Genomic DNA, 26,388 nt, shown 5'->3' on the forward strand with positions numbered 1-26,388 from the left:
AAAACTGTTGTCTTTAACATTCGAAAAAGCTGAAACACCTCATGAGCACTAACAAGCATTCATGGTTTCTAAAATAAAGTATCTATAAGCAACACCCTTTAGGTGTTGTATGGTTAAGCCTCACGGGTAATTAGTACAAGTTAGCTCAATGCCTCACAGCACTTACACACCTTGCCTATCAACGTTGTAGTCTCCAACGGCCCTTCAGAGGACTTAAAGTCCTAGTGAGAATTAATCTCGAGGCCTGCTTCCCGCTTAGATGCTTTCAGCGGTTATCAGTTCCGAACGTAGCTACTGGGCAATGCTATTGGCATAACAACCCAAACACCAGCGGTTCGTCCACTCCGGTCCTCTCGTACTAGGAGCAGCTCCCCTCAATTCTCAAACGCCCACGGCAGATAGGGACCGAACTGTCTCACGACGTTCTAAACCCAGCTCGCGTACCACTTTAAATGGCGAACAGCCATACCCTTGGGACCGACTTCAGCCCCAGGATGTGATGAGCCGACATCGAGGTGCCAAACACCGCCGTCGATATGAACTCTTGGGCGGTATCAGCCTGTTATCCCCGGAGTACCTTTTATCCGTTGAGCGATGGCCCTTCCATACAGAACCACCGGATCACTATGACCTACTTTCGTACCTGCTCGACGTGTCTGTCTCGCAGTTAAGCTGGCTTATGCCATTGCACTAACCGTATGATGTCCGACCATACTTAGCCAACCTTCGTGCTCCTCCGTTACTCTTTGGGAGGAGACCGCCCCAGTCAAACTACCCACCAGACACTGTCCGCATCCCGGATAACGGGACAACGTTAGAACATCAACACTACAAGGGTGGTATTTCAAGGTCGGCTCCACGTCATCTAGCGACAACGCTTCAAAGCCTCCCACCTATCCTACACATGTAGGGTCAATGTTCAGTGTCAAGCTGTAGTAAAGGTTCACGGGGTCTTTCCGTCTAGCCGCGGGTACACCGCATCTTCACGGCAATTTCAATTTCACTGAGTCTCGGGTGGAGACAGCTTGGCCATCATTACGCCATTCGTGCAGGTCGGAACTTACCCGACAAGGAATTTCGCTACCTTAGGACCGTTATAGTTACGGCCGCCGTTTACCGGGGCTTCGATCAATAGCTTCGCTTGCGCTAACCACATCAATTAACCTTCCGGCACCGGGCAGGCGTCACACCGTATACGTCATCTTTCGATTTAGCACAGTGCTGTGTTTTTAATAAACAGTTGCAGCCAACTGGTATCTGCGACTGCCAGCAGCTTAGGAAGCAAGTTCCATCACCGCCGGCAGCGTACCTTCTCCCGAAGTTACGGTACCATTTTGCCTAGTTCCTTCACCCGAGTTCTCTCAAGCGCCTTGGTATTCTCTACCCAACCACCTGTGTCGGTTTGGGGTACGGTTTCGTATAATCTGAAGCTTAGAGACTTTTCCTGGAAGCAGGGCATCAACCACTTCGTGTCCGTAGACACTCGTCATCAACTCTCAGCGTATTGTAAACCCGGATTTGCCTAAGTTTACCGCCTACTGCCTTTCACGTGGACAACCATCGCCACGCTGGCCTAGCCTTCTCCGTCCTCCCATCGCAATTATACGAAGTACAGGAATATTAACCTGTTTCCCATCGACTACACTTTTCAGTCTCGCCTTAGGGGCCGACTCACCCTGCCCTGATTAACATTGGACAGGAAACCTTGGTCTTTCGGCGAGGGGGCTTTTCACCCCCTTTATCGTTACTCATGTCAACATTCGCACTTCTGATACCTCCAGCATGCCTTACGACACACCTTCAACGGCTTACAGAACGCTCCTCTACCGAGCATGCAAGCATGCTCCCGTAGCTTCGGTGGTATGTTTAGCCCCGTTACATCTTCCGCGCAGGCCGACTCGACCAGTGAGCTATTACGCTTTCTTTAAATGATGGCTGCTTCTAAGCCAACATCCTGGCTGTCTAAGCCTTCCCACATCGTTTCCCACTTAACATACACTTTGGGACCTTAGCTGACGGTCTGGGTTGTTTCCCTTTCCACGACGGACGTTAGCACCCGCCGTGTGTCTCCCGAGTAGTACTTGATGGTATTCGGAGTTTGCAAAGGGTTGGTAAGTCGGGATGACCCCCTAGCCTTAACAGTGCTCTACCCCCATCAGTATTCGCTCGAGGCGCTACCTAAATAGCTTTCGAGGAGAACCAGCTATCTCCCGGTTTGATTGGCCTTTCACCCCCAGCCACAAGTCATCCGCTAATTTTTCAACATTAGTCGGTTCGGTCCTCCAATTGGTGTTACCCAATCTTCAACCTGCCCATGGCTAGATCACCGGGTTTCGGGTCTAATCCCAGCAACTATGCGCGCAGTTAACACTCGGTTTCCCTACGGCTCCGCTATTCGCTTAACCTTGCTACTGAAATTAAGTCGTTGACCCATTATACAAAAGGTACGCAGTCACCCCACGAAGGGGCTCCCACTGCTTGTACGTATACGGTTTCAGGTTCTATTTCACTCCCCTCACAGGGGTTCTTTTCGCCTTTCCCTCACGGTACTGGTTCACTATCGGTCAGTCAGGAGTATTTAGCCTTGGAGGATGGTCCCCCCATATTCAGACAACATATCACGTGTGCCGTCCTACTCGTTTTCACTTAAAGTAGATTTTCATGTACGGGGCTATCACCCTGTATCGCCATCCTTTCCAGAATGTTCCACTAATCACCTAAAAGCTTAAGGGCTAATCCGGGTTCGCTCGCCGCTACTACCAGAATCTCGGTTGATTTCTTTTCCTCCGGGTACTTAGATGTTTCAGTTCCCCGGGTTCGCCTCGCAACGCTATGTATTCACGTTACGATACTGCATAAAATGCAGTGGGTTTCCCCATTCGGAAATCCATGTCTATTACGTCTTTTATCGACTTAACATGGCTTATCGCAGATTAACACGTCCTTCATCGCCTCTGACTGCCAAGGCATCCACCGTATACGCTTAGTCACTTAACCATACAACACCTAAATGTTGTCGCTTAAATCACTTGAATGGTCAGGCTGTATAAATCCTGCCATTCGAGTACGATCACCTTATTTTTGAATACCAAGAACACTTGTTATTAAACTCATATTCTTGAGATATTTTTTTATCAGCTTTTCCAAATTGTTAAAGAGCATTGGTTCATAAAAAAACCAAAGCTAAATGGCCAGATGTCGGCGACTTATCTTTGGTTTTTAGGTAAGAAGTGGTGGAGCTATGCGGGATCGAACCGCAGACCTCCTGCGTGCAAGGCAGGCGCTCTCCCAGCTGAGCTATAGCCCCATTTCTTACTTTAGTTGGACCCTGGTAGGTCTGGGCAGACTTGAACTGCCGACCTCACCCTTATCAGGGGTGCGCTCTAACCAGCTGAGCTACAGACCTAAATAGGTGCCAACTTTCTCTTACTTTCTATCAAGCAATCTGTGTGAACACGTCACAAAACCTAAGCATCATAATAAGGAGGTGATCCAGCCCCAGGTTCCCCTAGGGCTACCTTGTTACGACTTCACCCCAGTCATGAACCACAAAGTGGTGAGCGTCCTCCCGAAGGTTAAACTACCCACTTCTTTTGCAGCCCACTCCCATGGTGTGACGGGCGGTGTGTACAAGGCCCGGGAACGTATTCACCGTAGCATTCTGATCTACGATTACTAGCGATTCCGACTTCACGGAGTCGAGTTGCAGACTCCGATCCGGACTACGACATGCTTTTTGGGGTCCGCTTGCTCTCGCGAGTTCGCATCCCTCTGTACATGCCATTGTAGCACGTGTGTAGCCCTGCCCGTAAGGGCCATGATGACTTGACGTCGTCCCCACCTTCCTCCGGTTTATCACCGGCAGTCTCCCTAGAGTTCCCACCATTACGTGCTGGCAAATAAGGATAGGGGTTGCGCTCGTTGCGGGACTTAACCCAACATCTCACGACACGAGCTGACGACAGCCATGCAGCACCTGTATCTGAGTTCCCGAAGGCACTAAACCATCTCTGGTAAATTCTCAGTATGTCAAGGGCAGGTAAGGTTCTTCGCGTTGCATCGAATTAAACCACATGCTCCACCGCTTGTGCGGGCCCCCGTCAATTCATTTGAGTTTTAACCTTGCGGCCGTACTCCCCAGGCGGTCTACTTAATGCGTTAGCTGCGTTACCCACGAGTTAAACTCACAGACAACTAGTAGACATCGTTTACGGCGTGGACTACCAGGGTATCTAATCCTGTTTGCTCCCCACGCTTTCGTACATGAGCGTCAGTTTTTGTCCAGGTGGCCGCCTTCGCCACTGGTATTCCTTCAGATCTCTACGCATTTCACCGCTACACCTGAAATTCTACCACCCTCTACAAAACTCTAGCTTGCCAGTTCCAAATGCCATTCCCAGGTTGAGCCCGGGGATTTCACATCTGGCTTAGAAAGCCGCCTGCGTACGCTTTACGCCCAGTAATTCCGATTAACGCTCGGACCCTCCGTATTACCGCGGCTGCTGGCACGGAGTTAGCCGGTCCTTCTTCTGTCGCTAACGTCAAAGATAGTAAGTATTAATTACTACCCCTTCCTCACGACTGAAAGTGCTTTACAACCCGAAGGCCTTCTTCACACACGCGGCATGGCTGCATCAGGCTTTCGCCCATTGTGCAATATTCCCCACTGCTGCCTCCCGTAGGAGTCTGGGCCGTGTCTCAGTCCCAGTGTGGCTGATCATCCTCTCAAACCAGCTAGGGATCGTCGCCTTGGTGAGCCATTACCCCACCAACTAGCTAATCCCACTTGGGCTAATCTTTACGCGAAAGGCTCCGAAGAGTCCCCTCCTTTGGTCCGAAGACATTATGCGGTATTAGCAGTCGTTTCCAACTGTTGTCCCCCACGTAAAGGCATATTCCCAAGCATTACTCACCCGTCCGCCGCTCGTCAGCAAAGTAGCAAGCTACTCTCTGTTACCGCTCGACTTGCATGTGTTAAGCCTGCCGCCAGCGTTCAATCTGAGCCATGATCAAACTCTTCAATCAAAAGTTTTTTCGCTCAAAGTTAAAAACTGAAATTATTACTGTGTTTTACAGTGCAAGACTCCAGTTCACTTAAGCTTAATTTTTTCGCTTAAGGTCCTGCGAGTGCTCACACAGATTGCTTGATAAATTGTTAAAGAGCGTTACCTCTTGTGAGGCGAGGTGCGCATTTTACGCTTTCCTCTGTAGCTGTCAACCGCTTTTTAAAACATTTTAAAAAGAAGTTTGAGAGCCGGCTAACTTAGCCCTAGGCCTTGCTACCCCTGACTTAGCCTTGCTTCGCTTTAGCGCGCTGCGTGCCGTGTCAGTGGAGGTGCATTATAGGGATCGATTCCCGCGGCGCAAGCGTTTTTTGAAGAAAATCACAATTAATTTTGAATTGATAATTAACCCCCAACTAAGCCACAAAATACCCACAAACTTATCCACAGAAAACCAAGTTCGCGACTAAACAAGCCTATGAATTAAAAGTAATTGTGTCATTTAGCAAGTTTCTGATAGAGAAATTGTACATTTTCTAGCTTATCGGCAAAAAGCTGGCTACCATGATGTCGCAATTTTGTTAAAAAATTGCTTTCCATTATTCTGAATACATTGAGCATTGAATTTATTATGAAAAATTCCAGTTTATCTGTTGTCATACTTATAGCGGTAGCAGTTGCTGCCTATTTTGTCGCTGCCGCAGTCGCTCCTCTACAGCCTTTATACCTATCTATAGCAGTAATTGTTGGCGGCGCCATCGTATTGTTAAGTTCTAACGGTGCTACTAGCGACGAACAACCAGCAAGTTCATCAACGACTGAATCATCAGACGTTGTGGAAACACAAACCCTATACGTTGGTAATCTACCCTATCGTGCAAACGAGTCAGCTATTCGCAAATTATTCTCAGATTACGGCCAAGTAGTATCAGTGCGTTTATTGAAAGATAAGCAAACCGGTAAACGTCGCGGCTTTGGTTTTGTTGAAATGGCAGCTAAAGATGCATCAAAAGCAGTGGAAGCCCTAAACGAACAAGAGTTTCAACAACGCACTTTAAAGGTTCGTGAAGCGAATGAGCGTAAAGAAGCCTAAGTAAATAGTTGCAAGCTACTTAGTTGATAAGCTTGTAGCTGTTTTAACAACGAAGAATTAGCGGGACGCATAGTGCAGTAAGCATGAGCTTCCGCTTTTTTTTGGGTTAAATCTAAGGCCTCTTTAGTTGATAGTAAACTATTTACACGATTGGCTATCGCCGCGCCGGAATCAACCAAACATACTCGCTCACCCAATACTTGCTGGATTTCATCCTTTAATAAGGGGAAATGCGTGCAGCCTAATACCACGCAATCTAGATCATCAAACAATAACCACGACGCTAACGCCTGCTCTATATCTTCAAGCGCTATAGATTCGCCCGCTAGTTTTTGCTCTGCTAATTGCACTAATAAAGTAGAGCCGAGTAACTCAACGCGACAATCTTTAGCAAAGTCTGCAATAAGTTGTTCAGTATAACTGCGCTCTACGGTACCGGGGGTCGCCAATACACCAAAGTGGCGAGTGATGCTTTTATTCGCAGCAGATTTTATCGCCGGCACAACGCCAACTATTGGTATGGAGAGAGTTTCGCGCAAAGAAGGAAGGGATAAGGTACTGGCAGAATTACACGCTACAACCACCAGATCGGGGTTGAACTTATTTACTGCCTTAGTAAGCAGTTCGACCACACGGGTAATCAGCTGTTGGTCATCTAACTCCCCATAGGGAAAATAAAGGTTATCGAACAAGTAGCTGTATTGCATATTAGGGTTTCGCTGCTGCAGTTGCTCTAAAACAGATAAACCACCCACACCAGAATCAAAAACAAGAACGTGCATTACTCTACCAATAAGCCTTTAAAATAATTCAGCCCTAGTTTAACCAAAGCTAGGGCTGAGAGCTATGTTAAAGCGTAAACCTTAAAACTGGTAACTTGCGCCCAACTCAAAGGTACGACCTTGAGCTTGGTAGTCGTTTACAGTTGAATATTGCTTATCAAATACATTTCGTAGTTTCGCATCAACACGTAACCCGCTAGCAAACTTATAGTTTGCACTTAGATCCCAAACGGAATGGCTATCAATGGTTGTAGTATTTGCAGCATCTTCATACGAATCTCCGCGCCATAGGAAATCGACGACAACTTGCAGGCTCTGCCAATACATATCAGCTTTATACTTAACTTGCTCCTCTGGACGACGAATCAAGTTTTTATCAGTACTACGATCCTTTGGATCTAAAAATTCAACAATGAGTCTATGGTTTACCCAAGCTGTAGAAAACTCACCTTGGAACTCGATACCCTGAATGCGGGCATCACTTACATTGTCTGGTGTCCATAATGGCCAAGTATCAGGCGTTCCTGAGTAGTCGTTATCACAACGTGCCACACACCCCCAAGCAATAAGATTATCCACGTCATTACGAAATACATTAAGCTGCCATTGGCTTTGCAGTAAATTAAGCTCTAAGCCCAACTCACTATTCGTTGACGTTTCTGCTTTTAAACTAGGGTTTTCGCTACCTGGATAGTAAAGATCGTTAAAAGTGGGTGCTCTAAAGGCGGTGCCATGCAATGCATTAAAACGCATTGACGGTTGGAACTGCCAAGCCCAACCTAGGTTATAGGTAGTGTGGTCACCGTAATGTTTGTTGTCATCATAACGTAAACTACCCTCGAGAGTATGCTGGTCGAAGTCTGCTCGCGTACCAATATGGGCAGCTTTGTTATCTCGGCTTTCTTGTTGATAAATCAAGCTTGTGCCAGAAATATCATCTTTTTGATAATCAAGCCCGCCTTGCAATAACCATTGCTGGTTAAGTTGGTAGCCCAGTAGCCAGTTAGCTGCAACTCGTTCTGTAGAATAGCGCTGAGGATCAACAAAGTTATCGGCTGGGGCTGTATCCGATCGGTTTTGTTGGGAGTTTAATGCAAACTCACTATTAATTCGGTCTTGAGCATAATTAACACTAGCACCGTAAACGGTTTGCTTTTGCTTGGTTAAAGCTTTACCACCTTGAATAAACTCGGATTCGCTATCATTGAGTAGCAAGAATACTCGCCCACGCCAAGATTGGTTAAACTTATGGTCCAAGCTTAGCAATCCACCAAAGGTATCGTAGCCATAGTCTTCGTCTACGTTATCTTGTGGACGAATATCGTAGCCATTACTCTTATCTTTGCTAAAAATAACATTGTACTGCGTCGCATTATCTAACTGTCCGCTTGCACGAGCAGCAAGCTTGCCGGTTTCTTGAGTACCAACTGCTGCTTTCAAGCCGAGATATTCGCTGCCAAAACTAGGACGAGTAATAATGTTGATTACCCCGCCTACGGCATCCGCGCCGTAAATCGAAGCTCTCGCACCACGTAAAATCTCAATACGCTCAACAAATTCTAAGGGCAGTAGTGACAACTGCGCGCCACCATTTGTAGCAGTATTTATTCTCACACCATCGATAAGAAACAAAGATTGCGCAGAGCTGGTACCGCGAATAAATACACTCTCAACATGTCCTTTACCGCCATTACGGGTAACGCTAATACCCACTTGCTGACTTAGCACATCAATAATGTCTTGAGCACCACTGCTTTCAATGTCGCTGCGATTAACCACCGTAAGTGGCGCAATAACACTGGCTTCGGTTTGTTCCATGCGGTTGGCGGTAACAACCATGGTAGCGGGTTGTTCTTTTTGGGGGGCTTGCTGTGGGGCTTGGGCATAGCCAAAAGCTGGCGCTACTGCGGCCAGTAATATGAACTTCTTCATCGATGTAATCCTAATCTTCGCGTAGTATTTTGCTGTTATAAGCATGTGCGATGTGGCAGGTATTCGGACTTAGAGGCGTATTACTTGTACTACGGCTGCGACTTCCCGTTTAGCGATACAAACAGTGTCTGGAGATCCTTGGAAAAGGCCAATCCTTGAGCTTTCGTTCCTCATTACCGCTGCGCGTCAGTTCCGGATTTGCACCAGATTCCCTATTAAGCTTGAGGGTTAAATACTCAAGCACCACAGCGGGCGAAATTATAAGTGAGGCTTAATGTGATTGATAGCACAAAAAGCCCCACTTTTTCCCAACTTGAAATTAACTAATATTGTCGGCTGCGTTATTCACATTAGCTGGTGTGTTGTTAAACATAGCTAAAGCTTCAGCCATGCGGTCAGCAAAACCTTTAAAGCGCTCTACATCTGCTTGTTTTTCGTCTTCGTCACTAGGGCTGGAAATAGGCAGTATTCCAGCCAATAGCTTTTCGGTAGCAGATTCAGGTTGGGCAAACAAAGCACTCACCTTGGCTTGAATATCTTGCCAAGAACTCAAAAATTCGCTTAATTCTGGCACCAGCTCAGACCCGCTGGAGGGTTCCTCATTAGCTTGTTGATAGGCTTGGGTAACCGCGACACTTTGTTGTTGCTGAAAGTTAACCGCAAAGCCAACTAACTGCTGCTCGTCAAAACCAATGCTTAAGGCTTGCTCAAAGGCTTTATCTAAATCACCCGAGAAAAACTGTTGGCCAACCTCGTCAACCTGTTTAATTAAATCGGCAATCGCCGCCAATTCATCATCATTAAGGTCGCCTTCAACCGAAAAACTAAATTGTTGCTGCGAGGCAAAAGAGGCCTGGATAGAAGAACGCCCTTCACTGTAACTTGCGGCTAACTGCGAGCCGTAACTAATAGTTACCTTATCGCCTTCTGCTGTTTCTAACTCCATAGTGGCGGATTGCGAACTAGACATTGCCAATTGGTTATAAAGGGGGGCCGATTGAATTTCGTAATCACCTTCTTCAATCTTTTCCAAACCATCTTGAATCAGGTCATAACTCTTATCGATGCCTTTTTCTAACTCTTCATTGAGAATACCCGCATCGCTAAGTTCCTCTCGAGCACCTTCAAAGCCCATATCCACCCCTTTACGGGCTTGGGCCATCATTTCAGCTAGCTTGTCTTCCGACATCCCCGACTTTTTAGCACTATGTAAAGAGCTAGCAACAAAATTAAGCACGTTTCGAGCGACTTCTTCAGCATCAAAAACGCTCACTTGCTGGGGTTTAGGGAGGCTGACTCCGCCGGTTGCCATAGACAAGGTGTGTTTTTCAATAGAACTTAATAACACATGGCTAGCTACCGCGCCTTGCTGGTTTAAGCTTGCCTTGTCATCTGCCAAGTTATTGCGCTTCTCAATCGCCGGTGCCGACTGCTGCAACAAGCGCTCGGCATACTGTTGTACGGGGGTTTTGCCCACGCCATTCAGTTCGTTCATAAAGCCTCCACGGATTTACCCTAGTCACAGCTTATCGGCGACCAAAATTAAAACTTTAGAAATATTATCACTATTATTGTAGATAAACTGGACAAGCAAGCCACGCACCTTTAAATTGCGCTGCTTGCTAGAACAGAGGAACGGCCATGAGCGCTATTGCATACTACCCAGAACAGTACCAACAACTATTGGCCGACAAAGTGGCAAAACGCTTAGAGCAGTTTGCCGAATTCACGCCCCCTCAGCCTAGCGTATTTGCTTCACCCACTAAGCATTACCGAATGCGCGCCGAATTTAGGGTGTGGCACGAAGGTGACGATCTCTTCTACATTATGTTTGACCAGCAAACCAAACAAAAATTTAGAGTAGACAGCTTTCCTCCGGCTAGCGAAATAATAAACCAGCTAATGCCCATTTTAGTTGAGCAGCTAAAGCCAAACCCGCTGCTGCGCCACAAACTGTTTCAAGTGGACTTTTTATCTACTTTAAGTGGCGAAGTGATAGTAAGCATGCTCTACCACAAAGCCATTGATGAAGCTTGGCAAGTAGAAGCAGCGAAGCTAAAGGTGGAACTAAGTAAGCAGTTCTCGATTCAAATCATTGGTCGCTCACGTAAACAAAAAATGTGTTTAGACCAAGATAGAGTAGATGAAGTACTGACAGTTAATGGCGAAAAGCTCATTTACCAGCAAATCGAAAACAGCTTCACCCAGCCTAACGCAATCGTAAATCAACACATGTTGGAATGGGCGCAACACGCCACCAGCACTAGCCAAGGTGATTTGCTAGAACTGTATTGTGGCAATGGTAACTTCTCGTTAGCCTTAGCCAAAAACTTCAATCGGGTATTGGCCACCGAAATCGCCAAACCTTCGGTTGAAGCAGCGCAATACAATATTAAACATAACAACATCGACAACGTAAAAATTATTCGTTTGTCGGCAGAAGAGTTTACTCAAGCGATGTTAGGTGAGCGCGAGTTCCGCCGCCTAAAAGAAGCCGATGTTGATTTAAGCACTTATCAATGCGATACCATTTTGGTTGATCCACCACGAGCGGGTTTAGATGATGCCACCTTAGGCATGGTGCAGAGCTACGACAATATTGTTTATATTTCGTGTAACCCTAATACACTTTATGACAATTTAAGTAAGTTAAGCCGTACTCACAAAATTAGCCATTGGGCGCTGTTCGACCAGTTCCCGTATACCGACCACATCGAAGTAGGCATGTACTTGCAGCGTCGCTAGTACAAGTATTCAACTGCCACTTAAAGCCGCGTTAATTGACGCGGCTTTTTACTATTTGAAATAGCGCTCTGCTAAGCACGGTCTCCATTTATGGCTTACTCAGCACCTAGGGAAGATTATGAAACAGACTATATTTGCCACCTCTTGCTTGATAATTAGTTTATGCAGCTTTGCCAATGAACCGGTAAGCACCAGATTTTTGGAGCGACAAAGCTATCGACGGAATTGACATCACCAGTTACCAGCTTGCTAAAAATCAAGCCAATCGCAACATTCAGCAGGGCAATAAAAAATATATAGTGAGATGGAAAGAGGCAAACTGGCAGTTTGCGAGTCAACAAAGCGCCGACAAATTTGCAGCTAGTCCCGAGACCTATCAAGCTAAATACAACGGATTTTGTGCTAACGCACTGTCTTTAGGCGAGAGCTTAATTGCAACCGACGGCCAAGTGTGGGAGTTTTTTGACGATAAACTGTATTTATTTTTTGCCGAGAAAGGCCGCCAACGTTGGTTACAGGGTGATTGGAAAGCCTACCAACAACAAGCAGATTTAGCATGGCAGCAGGCTTTGCAATAACTTAATAATTCAAACCTTAGCGTTTAAATCCACCCAACTTAAACATCAACCATAAGCCAATAAACAAACAGATAATTAGCAGTACTAAGTTGCTACCGATGTCGGGGAATTGAGTGCGTAACATAGCCGAATACCCCAGCGCGCCCAGCAGAAAGGCGGCGACACTCATTAGGGGTGAGTCTTCACTTAAGTCTTTCTCAGTATATAAGTGGTACAGCTGCATAATAGCCAGTACAAAGGCAATGATTGGAAACACCGAAAACTTTAGCTCAGGCACCGTAAACAGAGCCAAACTCGCATTGCCACATAAACCAGCAATAAATGCCAACAATAATAATGATTTTCTAACCTTCATATTCACCTCTTAACTTAAGGCTTCCGAGCGATTGTAAAGTGCCGCTCCCTTGGCAACAATGCGTAACTGTTTAATGGTTTTATCGGCCAACAATTGGCGATCAAACTCGGCTAAATCTAAAGCAGATGCACCCGCATTAAAAACAATGATCACCATTGCCTCGGCTTGCATTTGAGCATCTTCGCGTGGGCAGCGATATTGCAGCTCTAAATAGTCGGTAAGCTCAGCAATAAAATGGGCGATCTCCCTCGCCACCGCAGCTCTAAAAGCTGGAGATGTTCCAGAGCGCTCACGCAAAAGCAAGCGAAACACATTTGGATTGTTATAAACAAACTCCATAAAGGTTTCCACCGAAGTGCCAATAACACTGCCACCACTGGCAATAATTCGTTGCCGAGCCTGGCGCATAAGTTGGCGCAAAGTTAAGCCGCCTTCATCCACTAAGGTTAGACCTAGTTCTTCCATATCGGAAAAGTGACGGTAAAAAGAAGTGGGCGCGATCCCCGCTTCCCTAGCCACTTCCCTCAAACTTAAGCTCGACAAGCCACGCTCAGCACTTAGCTGACTAAACGCAGCATCGATAATTGCTCTACGTGTTTTTTCTTTTTGCTGGGCCCTAACGCCGCTCATAAACCTGCCACTTCCTTTCAATTTATATGGCTATCATACCGTGAGTAATAAAAAACCCAAATTGAACAATGCAAATCTTCACAACCCAAAGCTTTTAACTATGAATTGATTCATGAACAGAACAATCAAAATGAAAACCATTTCATAAAAAAACAATATCCTCAATTAAACAAAAGATGCGAGCTAGGTCAATTTTCCACCAACCTGAAAACGCTATCAAGTATCTAGTCTACAGGGGCTGTGATTAACTAAGCTACAAAACAGGCAGTTGATGTTTAACAAGGAACACATATGACATTTATGAGAGCTTCTCTAGCAACTTCTTTAGCGCTACTTTTAGCCGCTTGTGGTAGTAGTGGAGATAGCGGATCAGGTGACGGAGGTTCAGATTTAGCCCCTCCAACTAACGCCACACAAATCACCACTGCAAAAGAAGCAGCTCAAAGTCGGCTTCCTTGCGAAACAGCAGCTGGCGAGTTCTGTGATTTAAGAATCTACCAAGTAATGACCGAATCATTTATTAACGGAGATGGGAACATCGGTCACGGTGAAGGCTACGGAACTAGCCACCATATGGGTGATATTCAAGGTATTATTGATTCTCTTGATTACATCGCCGGACTGGGTGTTAATGCACTTTGGCTAACCCCTGTATTTGAGTCGGCCCCGGTAGGCGGCCAAAGTATTTGGGATGACCGCTTAGATGCAACAGGCTACTTCGCCAGTGATTTCTTTAAGATCGACCCTAATTTTGGCGATTTAGACAAAGCCAAAGAACTAGTAACCAAAGCACATGAAAAAGGCTTATACGTATTTTTTGATGGCGTATTTGGACACCATAAAGAATCAGGTGTTCAACCTTCCCCAAATGGCTTAACTCCAGCGGGTGGCCACAACCCTGTAGATTATACAGACCCAGATACTTTGGCCTTCTTCCAAGAAGTTACAGAATACTGGACTACAGAGCTGTGTCTTGATGGTTGGCGTTTAGATCAAGCATATCAAGTACCATTAAGTGCTTGGAGTGAAATTCAACAAACACTTAATGAAGCAGGAACAACAAATGCCGCAAATAGTGCTTGTAATGTAAATGGCACACAATGGGGAACCTTAGGTTATATGGTTGCCGAAATTTGGAAGGGCAATAGCGATATTGTTAACGAGGCGTATGGTAGTAATGCCTCTCCAGGATTACCTTCTGCTTTTGATTTTGGTCGCCGTTATGCACTGGTACAAACCTTAGCAGCAGAAGAAGAAGTAGCAAATAGTGGAAACTCTAATAAGCCAGCTACAAAGCTTCTCGAGAGTTGGCACTCTCACGATACGTTCCCCGACCACGCCCAACCAAACTTAATGTTAGGTAACCACGATTTAGTCCGATTTGGCGACTTAATTCAACGTGGCGGTTTAGATAACTACTGGGAGCGCCATAAAGCAGCGTTCTCCTACATGGCCGCTTACAGTGGACCAATTACATTATACTACGGTGAAGAAATTGGTGATGAAATACCTGATTATTCGCACAAAACAACTAATAACTGTGCAGAACGAGGTTTATGTGATGACCATGTAGCACGCTCTAGCGCAAAAATTGCTGGTGTTACAGATGGATTCACTCCTAACGCTGAACAGCAAGATTTAATGGACTACCTATCAAGTCTAATGGAAGTTCGTAAAAACAACCCAGCATTGTATGAAGGCAGCGTACAAAATCTCTACGTGGATAGTAGTTTGCTAGTCATTTCAAAAGAAACAGATTCTCAGCAAGTTGTGTACTTTCTAAATACGTCGACTTCAGATAGAACAGCTAATCTGTCCACAACCTTAATAAATGATAACTCTCAACTAAAAGATCTTATTAGTGGAGACGTAATAACAGCAGATGGAAACTTGTTAGAAGTGGCAATAAGTGGTTTGAGTGGGCGCTTATTGTTAGTTGAGTAAAATACCTTCTCTCGTTTGTAAACACCCTTAATATCCTATTTGGCCTCTTAATTTAAGAGGCCTTTTTTGTCCAAAAATCAGCTTATTTAAGGCTTTTGCATAGGCTAACTAAATCAGCTTGAATAGCCCCTGCAGTCACTTCTCTGCCCGCGCCAGGCCCTTGAATAACTAAGGGGTTTTGCTTGTACCACAAACTCTCAATGGCAAACACATTGTCACAAGGTTTAAGATTAGCAAAAGGATGCAGCGCATCAATTGCCGATAGGCCAACTTCAGCCTCTCCCTTTTGATTCACTTTAGCTAAAAAGCGAATCACTTTGCCTTGGCGCTTAGCGTCATTAAAGGCTTCTAACATGCTTTGGTCTAGCTCGCTCATAGAGTCTAAAAACTGCTCTACCGTTAAGGCCGCTAAATGCTCTGGCACTAATGAGCTAAGCGCAATATCGGCTAGCTCCAACTCCAAACCCGCCTCTCTAGCTAAAATAAGCAACTTACGCTGCACATCTTTACCAGAGAGATCTTCGCGAGGATCTGGCTCGGTTAAACCTTGATTTAAGGCATCAGCGAGCAATTCAGAAAAGGCCACGGTTCCGTCGTACTGCTGGAACAACCAACTCAAGGTGCCAGAAAATATTCCTGAGATGGCATGGATCTCATCGCCTGAGTCACGCAAGCTTTGAATACTTTTTTGCACTGGTAAACCTGCCCCTACTGTGGCATTACTTAGCCATTGCGCACCATGGTCACTGAAGGCTTGCTGCAAGGCTGAATAATTAGCTTGCTCACTTGCACCAGCATGTTTGTTAGCGGTAATAAGATGGAAGCCATGTCGAGCAAACTCACCATAATAAGCGCTTAGTGCCTCACTGGCGGTAATATCTAACACAGCAAGCTCGTCATAAGGATGGCGTTTTAGCTTATCGAATAGCTCTGGCCAAATAAGCGGCGTATTGGCTTCAGTACTATCAAGCAGCTCTAGGTTCAGGCCGGCAAAGTCTAAGTGCCCAGCTTTACTAGAAAAAACACCCGCCAAACACAAATCAATTTGATGTTGTTGCTGCAACTTAGCCTGTTGTTGGCTAAACAGATCTAGCCATTGGCTACCAATATTCCCCTTACCAAATACCACCAAACCCAACTTGGTTTTTTGTTTAAATAAGTGGCTATGTAAATCTTTTAATAGTGGCTCTAAGGTGATTTTCCTCACCACAGCACACAAACTAAGTTTATCAGCACTCGAGTGGATAAACTCCAGCGGCTGCTCGGCAAGATGCTGAAAAAACTGGTAGCACTGCTGCGGGTTGTCACACACGCCCGCGCCCACTAAGGCCACCAAACTGTAACCTTCGCTACGTTCTATTTTTTGAATATGAAATTGGCTCGCCAGTTGGTCTATTTTTGCTAAGGCTTCATCCACAAGCTCACAGGTGTAAGCCATACGCAAAGAGCCAGTTTCGCTGTGTTTATGGCGAGTTGCTGGCGCTAAATGGCTACAGGCCAAAGCCTCTAACAACGCGGTGGCATTGTGAGAAAAATCTTCAGTAAAAGTAAGCTCCAGCAGTACCACATTGTCTACCGAGGTAACTATTTTAGCGCTGTGGCTGTTTGCGCCCTTACGGTGAATTAAGGTTTGTCCATCGTTGGGAGCGTAGCTGCAACGCAAGTTCACTTTTTGGCGAGAGCGCGCCAGTGGCTCTAAAGTTCGCGCATGCAATACCGAGGTACCAATTCGCGATAACTCTGCAGCTTCATTCAAGGCAAGATTTTCGAGCAATACCGCATCTCTCACTAAACGAGGGTCAGCACTGTAAATACCAGCTACATCACTCCAAATAGTGGTTGAAACAGCATCGGCCAAGGCCGCAAGCTCGGTGGCCGAGTAGTCGCTGCCATTACGGCCTAAAGTCACGGTACGCTGCTCACTATCACTACAAATAAACCCGGTTACTACAATGCGACAAGCGGCTTTTCCAGCTAAACATTTAGCTAATAACGGTGCACTTTGCGCAACATCCACTTGCGGTTGGGTAGATAACTCCGCTTTAAAAAACTGGCGAGAATCTAACCACTCGGCTTGGCAATCTTGAGCACTTAACAAAGCAGCTAATAAACGTGCAGACCAACGCTCGCCAAAAGACAATACTTCATTGCAGGTAAAAGCAGTAAGCTCTCCTTCAAGAATACTAGCGATTTGGTGATGTTCGCCGTCAAGCGCTGTTAGGATAGGTTTGGCAGCAGCTTCATCAAGAAGCTCATTCACCAACTTGCTTTGGAATTCAATTAAACCGGTTAACGCATCGGCTGCGGCATTATCGGCCTGTTTAGCCAACTCAATAATATTGATTAAGCGGTTAGTGGTTTTACCCGCTGCCGATACCACAATTAAATCCTGTGCTTGGGTATGCTCGGCCACAATGGCCACCACCCGCTTAAAGCACCCTGCATCAGCTAAGCTGCTGCCACCAAATTTATGCACATGTCTATTTACCGACATGACTTACCTCTCTACAACGCTGGTAAAACTACAGTTGGGCAAAGGCCTGCTGTAAATCATTCACTAAATCTTGTGCATCTTCCAAACCTACCGATACACGTAATAACTGATTAGAAATTCCCGCCTCAGCTAAGGCCTCGCTCGACATTGCAGCATGCGTCATAGTAGCCGGGTGAGCAATTAAACTCTCTACGCCGCCTAATGACTCTGCTAAAGAAAACAACTGTAAGCTCTTTAAAAACTTAACCATTTGGCTTTCTTCTAAATTCAATTCAAAACTGAACATAGCACCAAAGCCTTTTTGCTGGCTTTGCGCTAAAGCATGTCCTGGGTGCTCTGGCAAACCAGGGTAGTAAATCGCGCCCACCGCCTCTTGTTGTTGCAAACACGCCACCAAGGCTTGAGCATTCTGCTGGTGCACATTCATACGTGCTTTAAGGGTACGCAAACCACGCAAAGTAAGGTAAGAATCAAAAGCCGAACCGGTTAAACCTAAACAGTTTGCCCACCAAGCCAATTGCTCGGCCAGTTCTTCATTAGCCGCCACCACCATACCGGCAACCACGTCCGAATGGCCGTTAATGTATTTAGTGGCCGAATGCACCACAATGTCGGCCCCTAACAAAATTGGCGTTTGCAAAGCAGGCGACAAAAAGGTGTTGTCTACTACCACCAATGCGCCTGCAGCATGAGCCTGCTCGGTAATCGCTTTAATGTCTACAATTCGAAGCAAAGGGTTACTTGGGGTCTCTAACCACACCAATTTAGGCTTCTTTGCCAATAGCTGAGCTAGAGCAGCGTCATCGTTTTGATCAACAAAAGCTACTTCAAAGGCATTTTTCTTGGCTAGGCTGTCGAATAAACGGTAGCTACCACCGTAGCAATCATGCGGCGCAACCAACAAATCACCCGGCTCAAGCAAGGCTGTAACAAGGTTAACCGCCGACATACCGGTGTTAGTAATTACCGCACCAGCGCCATGTTCTAAATCGGCAATCGCCTCGGCCAAAATGTGGCGAGTAGGGTTACCCGAACGACTATAATCAAACTGGCGTTTTTGGTTAAAATCAGCAAAGCTGTAGTTACTCGACAAATAAATAGGCGGCACTACCGCACCGTGTTGGGTATCACTTTCAATACCGCTGCGCACTGCTATAGTAGCCGCTTGTAGATCTTTTAAAGACATTGCTGATTTACTCCCTCAATTTATCCTGCCACTTTACCACCAGCAAAAAAGACGTCAACACTTCTAGACGTCTAAATGTCTTTGCTGTTGGATTGCTAAGTCGCATTTCCCCCGTTACAATAGGGTCTCTTTAGTTTGGTGTGTATTGCAGAATGTCTACAGATTGGAATGGTGAGTGGATCAGCCCTTACGCTGAGCACGGTAAAAAAAGCGAACAAGTAAAAAAAATCACAGTATCTATCCCACTAAAAGTGCTAAAGATATTGACCGATGAGCGAACCCGTAGACAAATAAATAACCTACGCCACGCCACCAACAGTGAGCTACTTTGCGAAGCATTTTTGCACGCCTACACAGGCCAACCGCTCCCCGACGACGCCGACTTGCAAAAAGACAAGCCCGACCCGGCTTTGGAAAAAGCCGCCCAGGCGGAATTGGATAAAGAAGATTAGTATTATACAAAGCCGCTCACCGAGCGGTTTTTTGTTACACAAACTTGATAAAGCAAGAGCAAAGCGTGTACCGATTAACTTATATACCAAGTCTTTAGTAGAGCACTCCGGTTTCGCCTCTCGGCGACGTCATTTTCTTTGAACAACCAAAGAAAACGAAGCAAAAGAAACATTCCATTTAGAAGCTAAACAGTTCAAACTGACAAAAAAAGCGCCCTTAGGCGCTTTTTGTTTGCTGTGTAGCGTAAATAAGGCTGGCTTATTTTTTGCCCAATACAGCGAATTTTTTGTTGAAACGATCAACACGACCACCGGTATCAACGTTACGTTGCTTACCAGTGTAGAACGGGTGACATTTGTCACATACGTCTAGGAACATAGAACCAGTGCGAGTAGATTTAGTTTCGATTACGTTACCGCAAGAACAAGTAGCAGTAAGTACTTCGTAAGTTGGGTGGATATCAGTTTTCATGGATTACCTCAATACTTGGGCCGTATCGCCATCTGGTCGCCACAATTGACACCAAACACCATACGAAAGCAACTCTATCAGAGCCTATAAATTTTAGGTGGCGGATCATATAAGAAGCCACCTAGCATAGCAAGTACCCAACAACAAAAAGCGAGCAAAAAACCGCCAAACGCTTAATTTGCTCCGCAAGGTGCTCTGCCAGTAGAATGAGACAGGTTTTTTGCTTGAGTTTATTGATTAGTGTCGATTGTTCGTGTTGCCTTAGCTATTCCCCTGCGTCGCCTTTTTGATTACAGCGTGCCAGCAAACACCCCAATGCCAGCCATTGGTACTCGCGTAAAGGTGCCTTTTGGTAAAGGCGAAAAAGTGGGTTTGGTAATAGAACACCCCAGCGACAGCGACATTGCCGAAGATAAACTCAAACCATTTAGTGAATCACTCGATCAACAAGCATTATTACCAGAAAGCCTATTTAAGCTACTTAATTGGGCTAGCTCTTATTATCACCACAGCTTGGGAGATGTTATAAGCCAAGCCTTGCCGGCACTTTTACGCAAAGGTGAGCCAGCCAAAGCTAAAAGCATTGTAGTGTGGCGTTTAAGCGAGCAAGGCAAAGCGGCCGATCTAGCAAACTTTACCCGCGCCCCCAAGCAAGGGGTTGTATTAGGCAGCTTGCAACAGCAAGAAGATGGCCAGCTGAGTGACGAACAATGCAAGCAACAAGAATTATCTCGTACTGCCATTAAAGCGCTAGTAGATAAAGGTTTTATCGAAAAACATGAGATTACACCCGCGCCGGCGCTGTGGTCGAAAAGCGATACCAACAACCAAGCCTCGCTAAAGCTTAATGCAGAACAAGCCATTGCAGTGGCGGCAGTTAATCAAAGCATTGGCAGTTTTCAGGCCTTTCTTATCGAGGGTATTACCGGCTCGGGCAAAACCGAGGTGTATTTAAATATTATTGCCGAAGTGCTCGCCCAAGGTAAACAAGCCTTAGTATTGGTGCCCGAAATTGGCTTAACACCACAAACCTTAGCGCGCTTTGCCGAGCGCTTTAAAGTGCCGGTTTATGCGATTAACTCTGGTTTAAACGACACCGAGCGTTTTACCGCATGGCTTAAAGCCAAACAAGGTGAAGCAGGCATTATTATTGGCACGCGTTCGGCAGTATTCACCCCCATGAAAAACCCTGGGGTAATTATTATCGATGAGGAGCACGACAGCTCTTTTAAGCAGCAAGACAGCTTTCGCTACCACGCGCGCGATTTAGCCATAGTGCGTGCCCGCTTAGAAAAAATGCCGGTGGTGCTTGGCTCTGCCACCCCATCGCTAGAAAGTTTGCACAATGCGCTAAGCGGCCGTTACTCACACTTAGAGCTAAAACAACGCGCCGGGAATGCGGTATTGGCCGAGCAACAATTACTGGATATTCGCCAGCAACCTTTATCCTCGGGCTTATCACCGGCACTGATTAAAGCCATGCGCATCGAGTTAAAAGCTGGCCGCCAAGTAATGCTATTTTTAAATCGCCGAGGTTACGCCCCTGCCTTACTGTGCCATGAGTGTGGCCACGTATGTGAATGTGAGCGCTGTGAGGCCTACTTTACCTATCATCAGCAACCTCGCCACTTGGCTTGTCACCACTGTGGCAGCCAAAAAGCCGTGCCACACCAATGTGAGAAATGTGGCTCAACCAACTTGGTAACAACAGGTTTAGGCACCGAGCAATTGCAAGAAGCCTTACTGGAAATATTCCCCGAATACAAAGTGGCGCGCATCGACCGCGACAGCACCCGCCGCAAAGGCAGCTTAGAACAGTTGCTGGACGATATTCACAACAACCAATACCAAATATTAATTGGCACCCAAATGTTGGCCAAGGGCCACCATTTTCCAAATGTAACCTTGGTTGCCTTATTAGACATAGACCACGCGTTGTTTTGCTCTGATTTTCGCGCGCCAGAACGCTTAGCCCAACTTTACGTTCAAGTAGCTGGCCGAGCTGGTCGAGCCAATTTACTGGGCAAGGTGTTGTTGCAATCTCACCACCCTGAACACGAGCTGTTGCAAGATCTTATTAACAACGGTTACCAACATTTTGCTCGCTTTGCCTTAAACGAGCGTAAAGATACCGAACTACCGCCCTTTAGCTTTCAGGCGCTGTTTCGTTTTGAAGCCGCCGATGGCAACGCCGTTAACGAGCTTAGCCAACAGCTATACCAACTTGCTCAACCGCTACAGCAAGGCGAAACTTGGGTATTTCCGCCCTGCCCTGCACCACAAGCGCGCCGTGCGGGTAAGTTTCGTATGCAACTGTTGATTCAAGCCGAACAACGCCCGCAACTGCACCAATTGGTTTATCGCCTGTTGCCTCAACTAGAAAGCTTAAAACTAAGCCGAAAAGTACGTTGGTCACTGGATATCGACCCTTACGACATGCAATAAATCTAAGGCTTTTTGTAAGGCTTAAAAGATCAATCTCTCGCCAAGTAGCACCTAGGATCTTCGGTGATTCCCCCTAGCTCCCAAAACTAAGGCTAATTAGCCCAGATAAGAGATAGTTTTCATCACAAATTGTCGGTAAAATGCCCGCTTTGTATAAATTATTTACCCAAGATTGGTGCCAACCTACATGAAAGAGCTTATTCAACAACTTTTGGAACAAACGGTCACAGCCCTAAAACAACAGCAGGTGCTGCCTGAAGGATTCGAACCACGTATCCAAGTAGACCGAACCAAAGATAAAGCTCACGGCGATTTAGCCACCAACCTTGCGCTAATGGCTGCTAAGCCTGCGGGCAAAAACCCACGTGAGTTGGCTCAACTGATCGTGGATAACCTACCTGCTTCAGCCTTGGTAGAGAAAACGGCGATTGCGGGACCAGGCTTCATTAACTTCTACCTAAACAACGATTGGTTAGCATCGCAAGTTGAAGCCATGGCTAGCTCACCAACCGCTAACGTTAAGCCCGCAGAAAAGACTCAAACCATTGTGGTGGATTACTCGGCGCCAAACGTAGCCAAAGAAATGCACGTAGGCCACTTGCGCTCAACCATTATTGGCGACGCAGTTGTTCGCACCTTAGAGTTTTTAGGTCACAAAGTGGTTCGCGCTAATCATATTGGCGACTGGGGTACTCAATTTGGCATGCTAATCGCCAACCTAGAGGAAGTAGAGGCGCGTGGCACCGATGCTGGCGATATTGAATTAGCCGATTTAGAAGTATTTTACCGCGAATCTAAAGCACGCTACGACAGCGACGAAGTATTTGCCGAACGTGCCCGTAACTACGTGGTTAAGCTGCAAAGTGGCGACGAATACTGCAACACAATGTGGCGCAAGTTAGTAGACATTACCCTTAGCCACAACCAAGCCGTTTACGACCGCTTAAATGTATCGTTAACTAAAGACGATGTTATGGGCGAAAGCATGTACAACCCCATGCTTAACGACGTGGTAGCCGACTTAAAACAACAAGGTTTAGCGGTAGAAGATAATGGCGCTACCGTGGTATTCCTTGATGAGTACAAAAACAAAGACGGCGACCCAATGGGTGTAATCATCCAGAAAAAAGATGGCGGCTTCTTGTACACCACCACCGACATCGCCTGTGCTAAATACCGCTACCAAAACCTTAATGCAGACCGCGTGTTGTACTTCATTGACTCACGCCAACACCAGCACCTTATGCAAGCTTGGAACATTGTTCGCAAAGCCGGTTACGTGCCAGAGGAAGTTCCATTAGAGCACCACGCCTTTGGCATGATGTTGGGTAAAGATGGTCGCCCATTTAAAACCCGTAGTGGCGGCACTGTTAAGCTAGTGGATTTATTAGAAGAAGCCGAGCAACGCGCGCAAACCATCGTGGCAGAAAAATCTCGCGATTTAGACGCAGAGCAACAAGTGGTAGCCGCTAAAGCAATTGCTATGGGTGCAGTTAAATACGCCGACTTATCAAAGAACCGTACTACCGACTACATTTTTGATTGGGAAAACATGCTGGCCTTTAACGGCAATACAGCTCCTTACTTGCAGTACGCTTATACCCGTATCCAATCAATTATTCGCCGCTCGGAAGTGGATGTAGCTAATTTGCAGCAAGCAATTAGCTTAGAGCAAGATGCAGAAATTGCGTTAGCACAAAAGCTTATTCAATTTAGCGATGCGGTACACAACGTGGCTAACAAAGGTATGCCACACATGATGTGTAACTACCTCTACGAGCTAGCAGGCGCCTTCATGACCTTCTACGAGGCCTGCCCAATACTTAAAGACGACGTAGCAGCCGATACTAAATCTAGCCGCTTACGCCTAGCCTCACTTACCGCCAAAGTACTAGACCAAGGCCTATCACTACTAGGAATTGAAACCCTGGAACGTATGTAAGCATGGCCAAGGATTACGTAGGGCGTAGCAAGCCCAAGAAGCGCGCGGCTAAGCCTAGCCGCGCGGTATCTAACAATAAACGTTTCCCTTTACCGCTAGCATTAGCGGTAATTGCCGCTATCGTGGGATTTGCAGCTTTGCTGTTTAATATTAAGGGCACAGCCCCAACCCCCGCACCTGAGCTAAGCGAGATCGTTAAACCTAAACCAGCCACGCCCACTAAACCCAAAACAACGCTGCCCGAGCCGCCAAAAGAACGAACTTACGTTAAAGAGCTGGAAGAGAAAAAGGTTGAAGTAGAGATTGCCGAGCAGCCCTCTAAACCAAGCAAGCCTTATCAAATGCAGTGTGCCTCTTTTCGCAGCCGCGATAAAGCCGAAGAAAGCAAAGCGCTTATCGCCTTTGCCGGCTTAGAAAGCCAAATTAGACGCACCGAAGGGGAAAATGGCGCATGGTATCGAGTGGTTTTAGGCCCTTATCCTACTAAACGCGACGCAGAACGTGCTCGACACATTCTGCAGCGAGCCAAAATTAATGGCTGCCAAATTTGGCATTGGAACTTCTAAAACACCTCCCACACTAAATAAGCTGAATAATCCTAATTCAGCTTATTTTTTAATTAGTTATAACCAAAGTAGTATTAAAGTTTTGTATTAACAATCGACCGTTAAAACAACTACTTTAGGGCATTATTTCAGCAAAACAACCTCACTCTTTAGTGAAAAAGATAGAAAAAAACAACGCTAAGCAATTAAAAATATTAGTTATTTGAACTAGTTCTCAACTATGTTATAAAAATGTAGCTAGGCTAGTATGTTAGAAATAACTAAAATGCGGAAATTCTATAAGCTTCAATCCGCGACTCGTAATAGGAACGCGATGAAATGGAAAACACGGAACTAGAGCAACTCGACCGCCGACGCTCAATGCGCCTGGATTTAGAGAATGAACCAGTGCAACTAACGTGGCAAGACGGCGAAGGCGAAGATCAAAGCATTGAAGCAACCTGCATAGATATTTCTCGACGTGGCATGTTGGTGAAACATAGTAAGGATTTGCAAATAGGCACCAAGTTAAAAGTCCAGTTTTCTCCCGGGAGTGGCGACATCTCAGAAATGAAAGCTAAAGTAGCACGTTGCCACCGTAAAAACTTTTCCAGCTATCATATGTTTTTGTTATTACTATAGAAAAACCACCTGCACGAGCAAAATTGGCGAACTGTCTTATACTTATTATTACTTGTAGCGATTTCAACGGCTAATAAAAACAACAAGTAGCAATAATAAGGAGCAGCCATGCTAATACTAGTAGGTGGAGAAAAAGGCGGCAGTGGAAAAAGCTGCCTCGCACAAAACATTGCTGTACACCTTAAAACCAGCTTAAACGCCAATATCCTAATGGTGGACTGCGACCCACAGCGCACCACCTCCGATTGGATCCAAGCGCGCAACGAAGATGAGTCCCTGCCAAGCATCAACTGCATTCAACTTTACGGAAAAATTCGTAAAGATTTATTAAGCCTCGAAGGCGGCTACGACTTTGTTATTGTTGATTGTGGCGGGCAGGATAACCTTGCCATGCGTGCGGCCATGTCGGTAGCCAAATATGTACTGATTCCATTGCGTCCAAAACGCCGCGATTTAAAAACCTTACCGCACATGGAAGATATGCTTAGTACTTGTAAAATGGTTAATCCGAAAATGGTCGCCAGCTTTGTTATCACTCAATGCCCCGCTTTACCTAGCCAAGTACAACGCATACTCGATGCAAAAGACGTTTGCCGCTCGTTTGGGCTACATGTGCTGGATTCAGTCACCTTCTCACGTAATATTTATGACGACAGCGAAGAAAGTGGCCGCTCGGTGATTGAAATAGAACAAGATGGTAAAGCCGCAACAGAAATTGCCGCCATAGTTGATGAGTTATTTGCGATCCAACAAGAAGACTCTCATGAGTTTAACTGATTTAAAAAAGCGCACTAAACAAACCGTTAAGCGCAATAAGGTCAGTGTTGACCAGTTTATTGAAGACGCTGATAACTATGCACAGGGTAAACCTAGCGCTGTAGATAAACTCACTACCACGGCGAAACCAACAACTAACTTCCGCCACTGCACTTTTACCTTTGATGCATCGGCAATTGCCCACTTACAGCACGCCTCCGAGCAACACAAAGTGGCTAAGTCTAAGCTACTGAGAATGCTACTAAAGCAATTCAACTCTCTTAGCCATGAACAGCAACAAGCCCTATTAGACGAGAGCCAATAGCGCTAAAACCTTGCTGTTTTTTAGATTACACCTTGAAAATCCTGCTCGCCCCCCCCACTTCACAGTT

Annotated in this window: 19 protein-coding genes, 2 tRNA genes, 2 rRNA genes and 1 riboswitch; of the genes, 11 read left to right on the plus strand and 12 right to left on the minus strand. The window is 45.9% G+C overall.

The window, feature by feature from the left end; genetic code table 11:
* Positions 1 to 109: 109 nt before the first annotated feature.
* The 4 genes from K5L93_RS07985 to K5L93_RS08000 form a co-directional block, all read right to left on the minus strand.
* Positions 110 to 2,997, minus strand: a 23S ribosomal RNA gene (locus tag K5L93_RS07985).
* Between the two features lie 234 nt (positions 2,998 to 3,231).
* Positions 3,232 to 3,307 (minus strand) — tRNA-Ala (locus tag K5L93_RS07990).
* A 22-nt stretch (positions 3,308 to 3,329) separates the two neighbouring features.
* Positions 3,330 to 3,406 (minus strand) — tRNA-Ile (locus tag K5L93_RS07995).
* A gap of 74 nt (positions 3,407 to 3,480) precedes the next feature.
* Positions 3,481 to 5,025 (minus strand): 16S ribosomal RNA (locus K5L93_RS08000).
* The 16S and 23S rRNA genes sit together here with 2 tRNA genes alongside, the layout of an rRNA operon.
* Positions 5,026 to 5,634: 609 nt before the next feature.
* Here K5L93_RS08000 and K5L93_RS08005 point away from each other — a divergent pair.
* Positions 5,635 to 6,096 carry an RNA recognition motif domain-containing protein gene (locus tag K5L93_RS08005; RefSeq protein WP_220719228.1) on the plus strand — a complete coding sequence of 154 codons (462 nt, stop codon included), beginning with the start codon at positions 5,635 to 5,637 and terminating at the stop codon, positions 6,094 to 6,096.
* On the opposite strand, the gene murI is transcribed toward K5L93_RS08005, so the two are convergent.
* The 3 genes from murI to K5L93_RS08020 all read right to left on the minus strand — a co-directional run bounded on the left by murI (position 6,093) and on the right by K5L93_RS08020 (position 10,305).
* On the minus strand, positions 6,093 to 6,878 hold the full coding sequence (murI, locus tag K5L93_RS08010; RefSeq protein WP_220719229.1) for a glutamate racemase: 786 nt from the start codon (positions 6,876 to 6,878) through the stop codon (positions 6,093 to 6,095). The two genes, K5L93_RS08005 and murI, sit on opposite strands and share 4 nt — an antisense overlap.
* Positions 6,879 to 6,959: 81 nt before the next feature.
* Positions 6,960 to 8,810: a TonB-dependent receptor domain-containing protein gene (locus tag K5L93_RS08015; RefSeq protein WP_220719230.1), complete on the minus strand. Its 1,851-nt coding sequence runs from the start codon at positions 8,808 to 8,810 to the stop codon at positions 6,960 to 6,962.
* 37 nt (positions 8,811 to 8,847) lie between these two features.
* Positions 8,848 to 9,073, minus strand: a riboswitch (cobalamin riboswitch).
* 56 nt (positions 9,074 to 9,129) lie between these two features.
* Positions 9,130 to 10,305: a DUF5610 domain-containing protein gene (locus K5L93_RS08020; RefSeq protein ID WP_220719231.1), complete on the minus strand. Its 1,176-nt coding sequence runs from the start codon at positions 10,303 to 10,305 to the stop codon at positions 9,130 to 9,132.
* 146 nt (positions 10,306 to 10,451) lie between these two features.
* Between K5L93_RS08020 and trmA the strand changes: the two genes are divergently transcribed.
* Both trmA and K5L93_RS08030 read left to right on the plus strand, forming a co-directional pair.
* Entirely contained in the window at positions 10,452 to 11,555 is a 1,104-nt protein-coding gene (gene trmA / locus K5L93_RS08025; protein WP_220719232.1) for a tRNA (uridine(54)-C5)-methyltransferase TrmA, read from the plus strand.
* 230 nt (positions 11,556 to 11,785) lie between these two features.
* Positions 11,786 to 12,133 carry a YHS domain-containing (seleno)protein gene (locus tag K5L93_RS08030; protein WP_281422603.1) on the plus strand — a complete coding sequence of 116 codons (348 nt, stop codon included), beginning with the start codon at positions 11,786 to 11,788 and terminating at the stop codon, positions 12,131 to 12,133.
* Positions 12,134 to 12,149: 16 nt separating this feature from the next.
* On the opposite strand, the gene K5L93_RS08035 is transcribed toward K5L93_RS08030, so the two are convergent.
* Both K5L93_RS08035 and fabR read right to left on the minus strand, forming a co-directional pair.
* A complete protein-coding gene (locus tag K5L93_RS08035) occupies positions 12,150 to 12,488 on the minus strand; it encodes a DUF1422 family protein (RefSeq protein WP_220719234.1) in 339 nt (112 codons plus the stop codon).
* A 9-nt stretch (positions 12,489 to 12,497) separates the two neighbouring features.
* Complete coding sequence (gene fabR, locus K5L93_RS08040; protein ID WP_016399696.1) at positions 12,498 to 13,118, minus strand: HTH-type transcriptional repressor FabR; 621 nt, start codon at positions 13,116 to 13,118, stop codon at positions 12,498 to 12,500.
* A gap of 291 nt (positions 13,119 to 13,409) precedes the next feature.
* Between fabR and K5L93_RS08045 the strand changes: the two genes are divergently transcribed.
* Positions 13,410 to 15,062, plus strand: coding sequence for an alpha-amylase family protein (locus K5L93_RS08045; protein ID WP_220719235.1), 1,653 nt, complete (start codon positions 13,410 to 13,412; stop codon positions 15,060 to 15,062).
* Between the two features lie 82 nt (positions 15,063 to 15,144).
* Here K5L93_RS08045 and metL read toward each other — a convergent pair whose 3' ends face one another.
* Both metL and metB read right to left on the minus strand, forming a co-directional pair.
* Positions 15,145 to 17,556 carry a bifunctional aspartate kinase/homoserine dehydrogenase II gene (gene metL / locus K5L93_RS08050; RefSeq protein WP_220719236.1) on the minus strand — a complete coding sequence of 804 codons (2,412 nt, stop codon included), beginning with the start codon at positions 17,554 to 17,556 and terminating at the stop codon, positions 15,145 to 15,147.
* Positions 17,557 to 17,584: 28 nt separating this feature from the next.
* Positions 17,585 to 18,742, minus strand: a complete 1,158-nt coding sequence (metB, locus tag K5L93_RS08055) for a cystathionine gamma-synthase (protein ID WP_220719237.1) — start codon at positions 18,740 to 18,742, stop codon at positions 17,585 to 17,587.
* Between the two features lie 152 nt (positions 18,743 to 18,894).
* On the opposite strand from metB, the gene metJ reads away from it, so the two are divergent.
* Entirely contained in the window at positions 18,895 to 19,194 is a 300-nt protein-coding gene (metJ, locus tag K5L93_RS08060) for a met regulon transcriptional regulator MetJ (RefSeq protein ID WP_220719238.1), read from the plus strand.
* A gap of 259 nt (positions 19,195 to 19,453) precedes the next feature.
* On the opposite strand, the gene rpmE is transcribed toward metJ, so the two are convergent.
* Positions 19,454 to 19,666, minus strand: coding sequence for a 50S ribosomal protein L31 (rpmE, locus tag K5L93_RS08065; RefSeq protein WP_163134041.1), 213 nt, complete (start codon positions 19,664 to 19,666; stop codon positions 19,454 to 19,456).
* Between the two features lie 240 nt (positions 19,667 to 19,906).
* On the opposite strand from rpmE, the gene priA reads away from it, so the two are divergent.
* From priA to K5L93_RS08095, 6 genes are all read left to right on the plus strand, one after another.
* Complete coding sequence (priA, locus tag K5L93_RS08070) at positions 19,907 to 22,111, plus strand: primosomal protein N' (RefSeq protein ID WP_220719239.1); 2,205 nt, start codon at positions 19,907 to 19,909, stop codon at positions 22,109 to 22,111.
* Positions 22,112 to 22,298: 187 nt separating this feature from the next.
* Positions 22,299 to 24,053, plus strand: a complete 1,755-nt coding sequence (gene argS / locus K5L93_RS08075) for an arginine--tRNA ligase (RefSeq protein ID WP_220719240.1) — start codon at positions 22,299 to 22,301, stop codon at positions 24,051 to 24,053.
* 2 nt (positions 24,054 to 24,055) lie between these two features.
* Positions 24,056 to 24,619, plus strand: coding sequence for an SPOR domain-containing protein (locus K5L93_RS08080; RefSeq protein WP_220719241.1), 564 nt, complete (start codon positions 24,056 to 24,058; stop codon positions 24,617 to 24,619).
* Positions 24,620 to 24,937: 318 nt separating this feature from the next.
* The gene (locus K5L93_RS08085; RefSeq protein ID WP_220719242.1) at positions 24,938 to 25,240 is read left to right on the plus strand and encodes a PilZ domain-containing protein; all 303 of its coding nucleotides are present in this window, start codon (positions 24,938 to 24,940) and stop codon (positions 25,238 to 25,240) included.
* A 108-nt stretch (positions 25,241 to 25,348) separates the two neighbouring features.
* A complete protein-coding gene (locus K5L93_RS08090) occupies positions 25,349 to 26,017 on the plus strand; it encodes an AAA family ATPase (RefSeq protein WP_220719243.1) in 669 nt (222 codons plus the stop codon).
* Complete coding sequence (locus K5L93_RS08095) at positions 26,004 to 26,321, plus strand: replication protein RepA (protein ID WP_220719244.1); 318 nt, start codon at positions 26,004 to 26,006, stop codon at positions 26,319 to 26,321. Before K5L93_RS08090 ends, K5L93_RS08095 begins: the two co-directional genes overlap by 14 nt.
* The last annotated feature ends 67 nt before the right edge of the window (positions 26,322 to 26,388 follow it).

Origin of the sequence: Agarivorans litoreus, assembly GCF_019649015.1 — a bacterium.
Taxonomy (GTDB): domain Bacteria; phylum Pseudomonadota; class Gammaproteobacteria; order Enterobacterales; family Celerinatantimonadaceae; genus Agarivorans; species Agarivorans litoreus.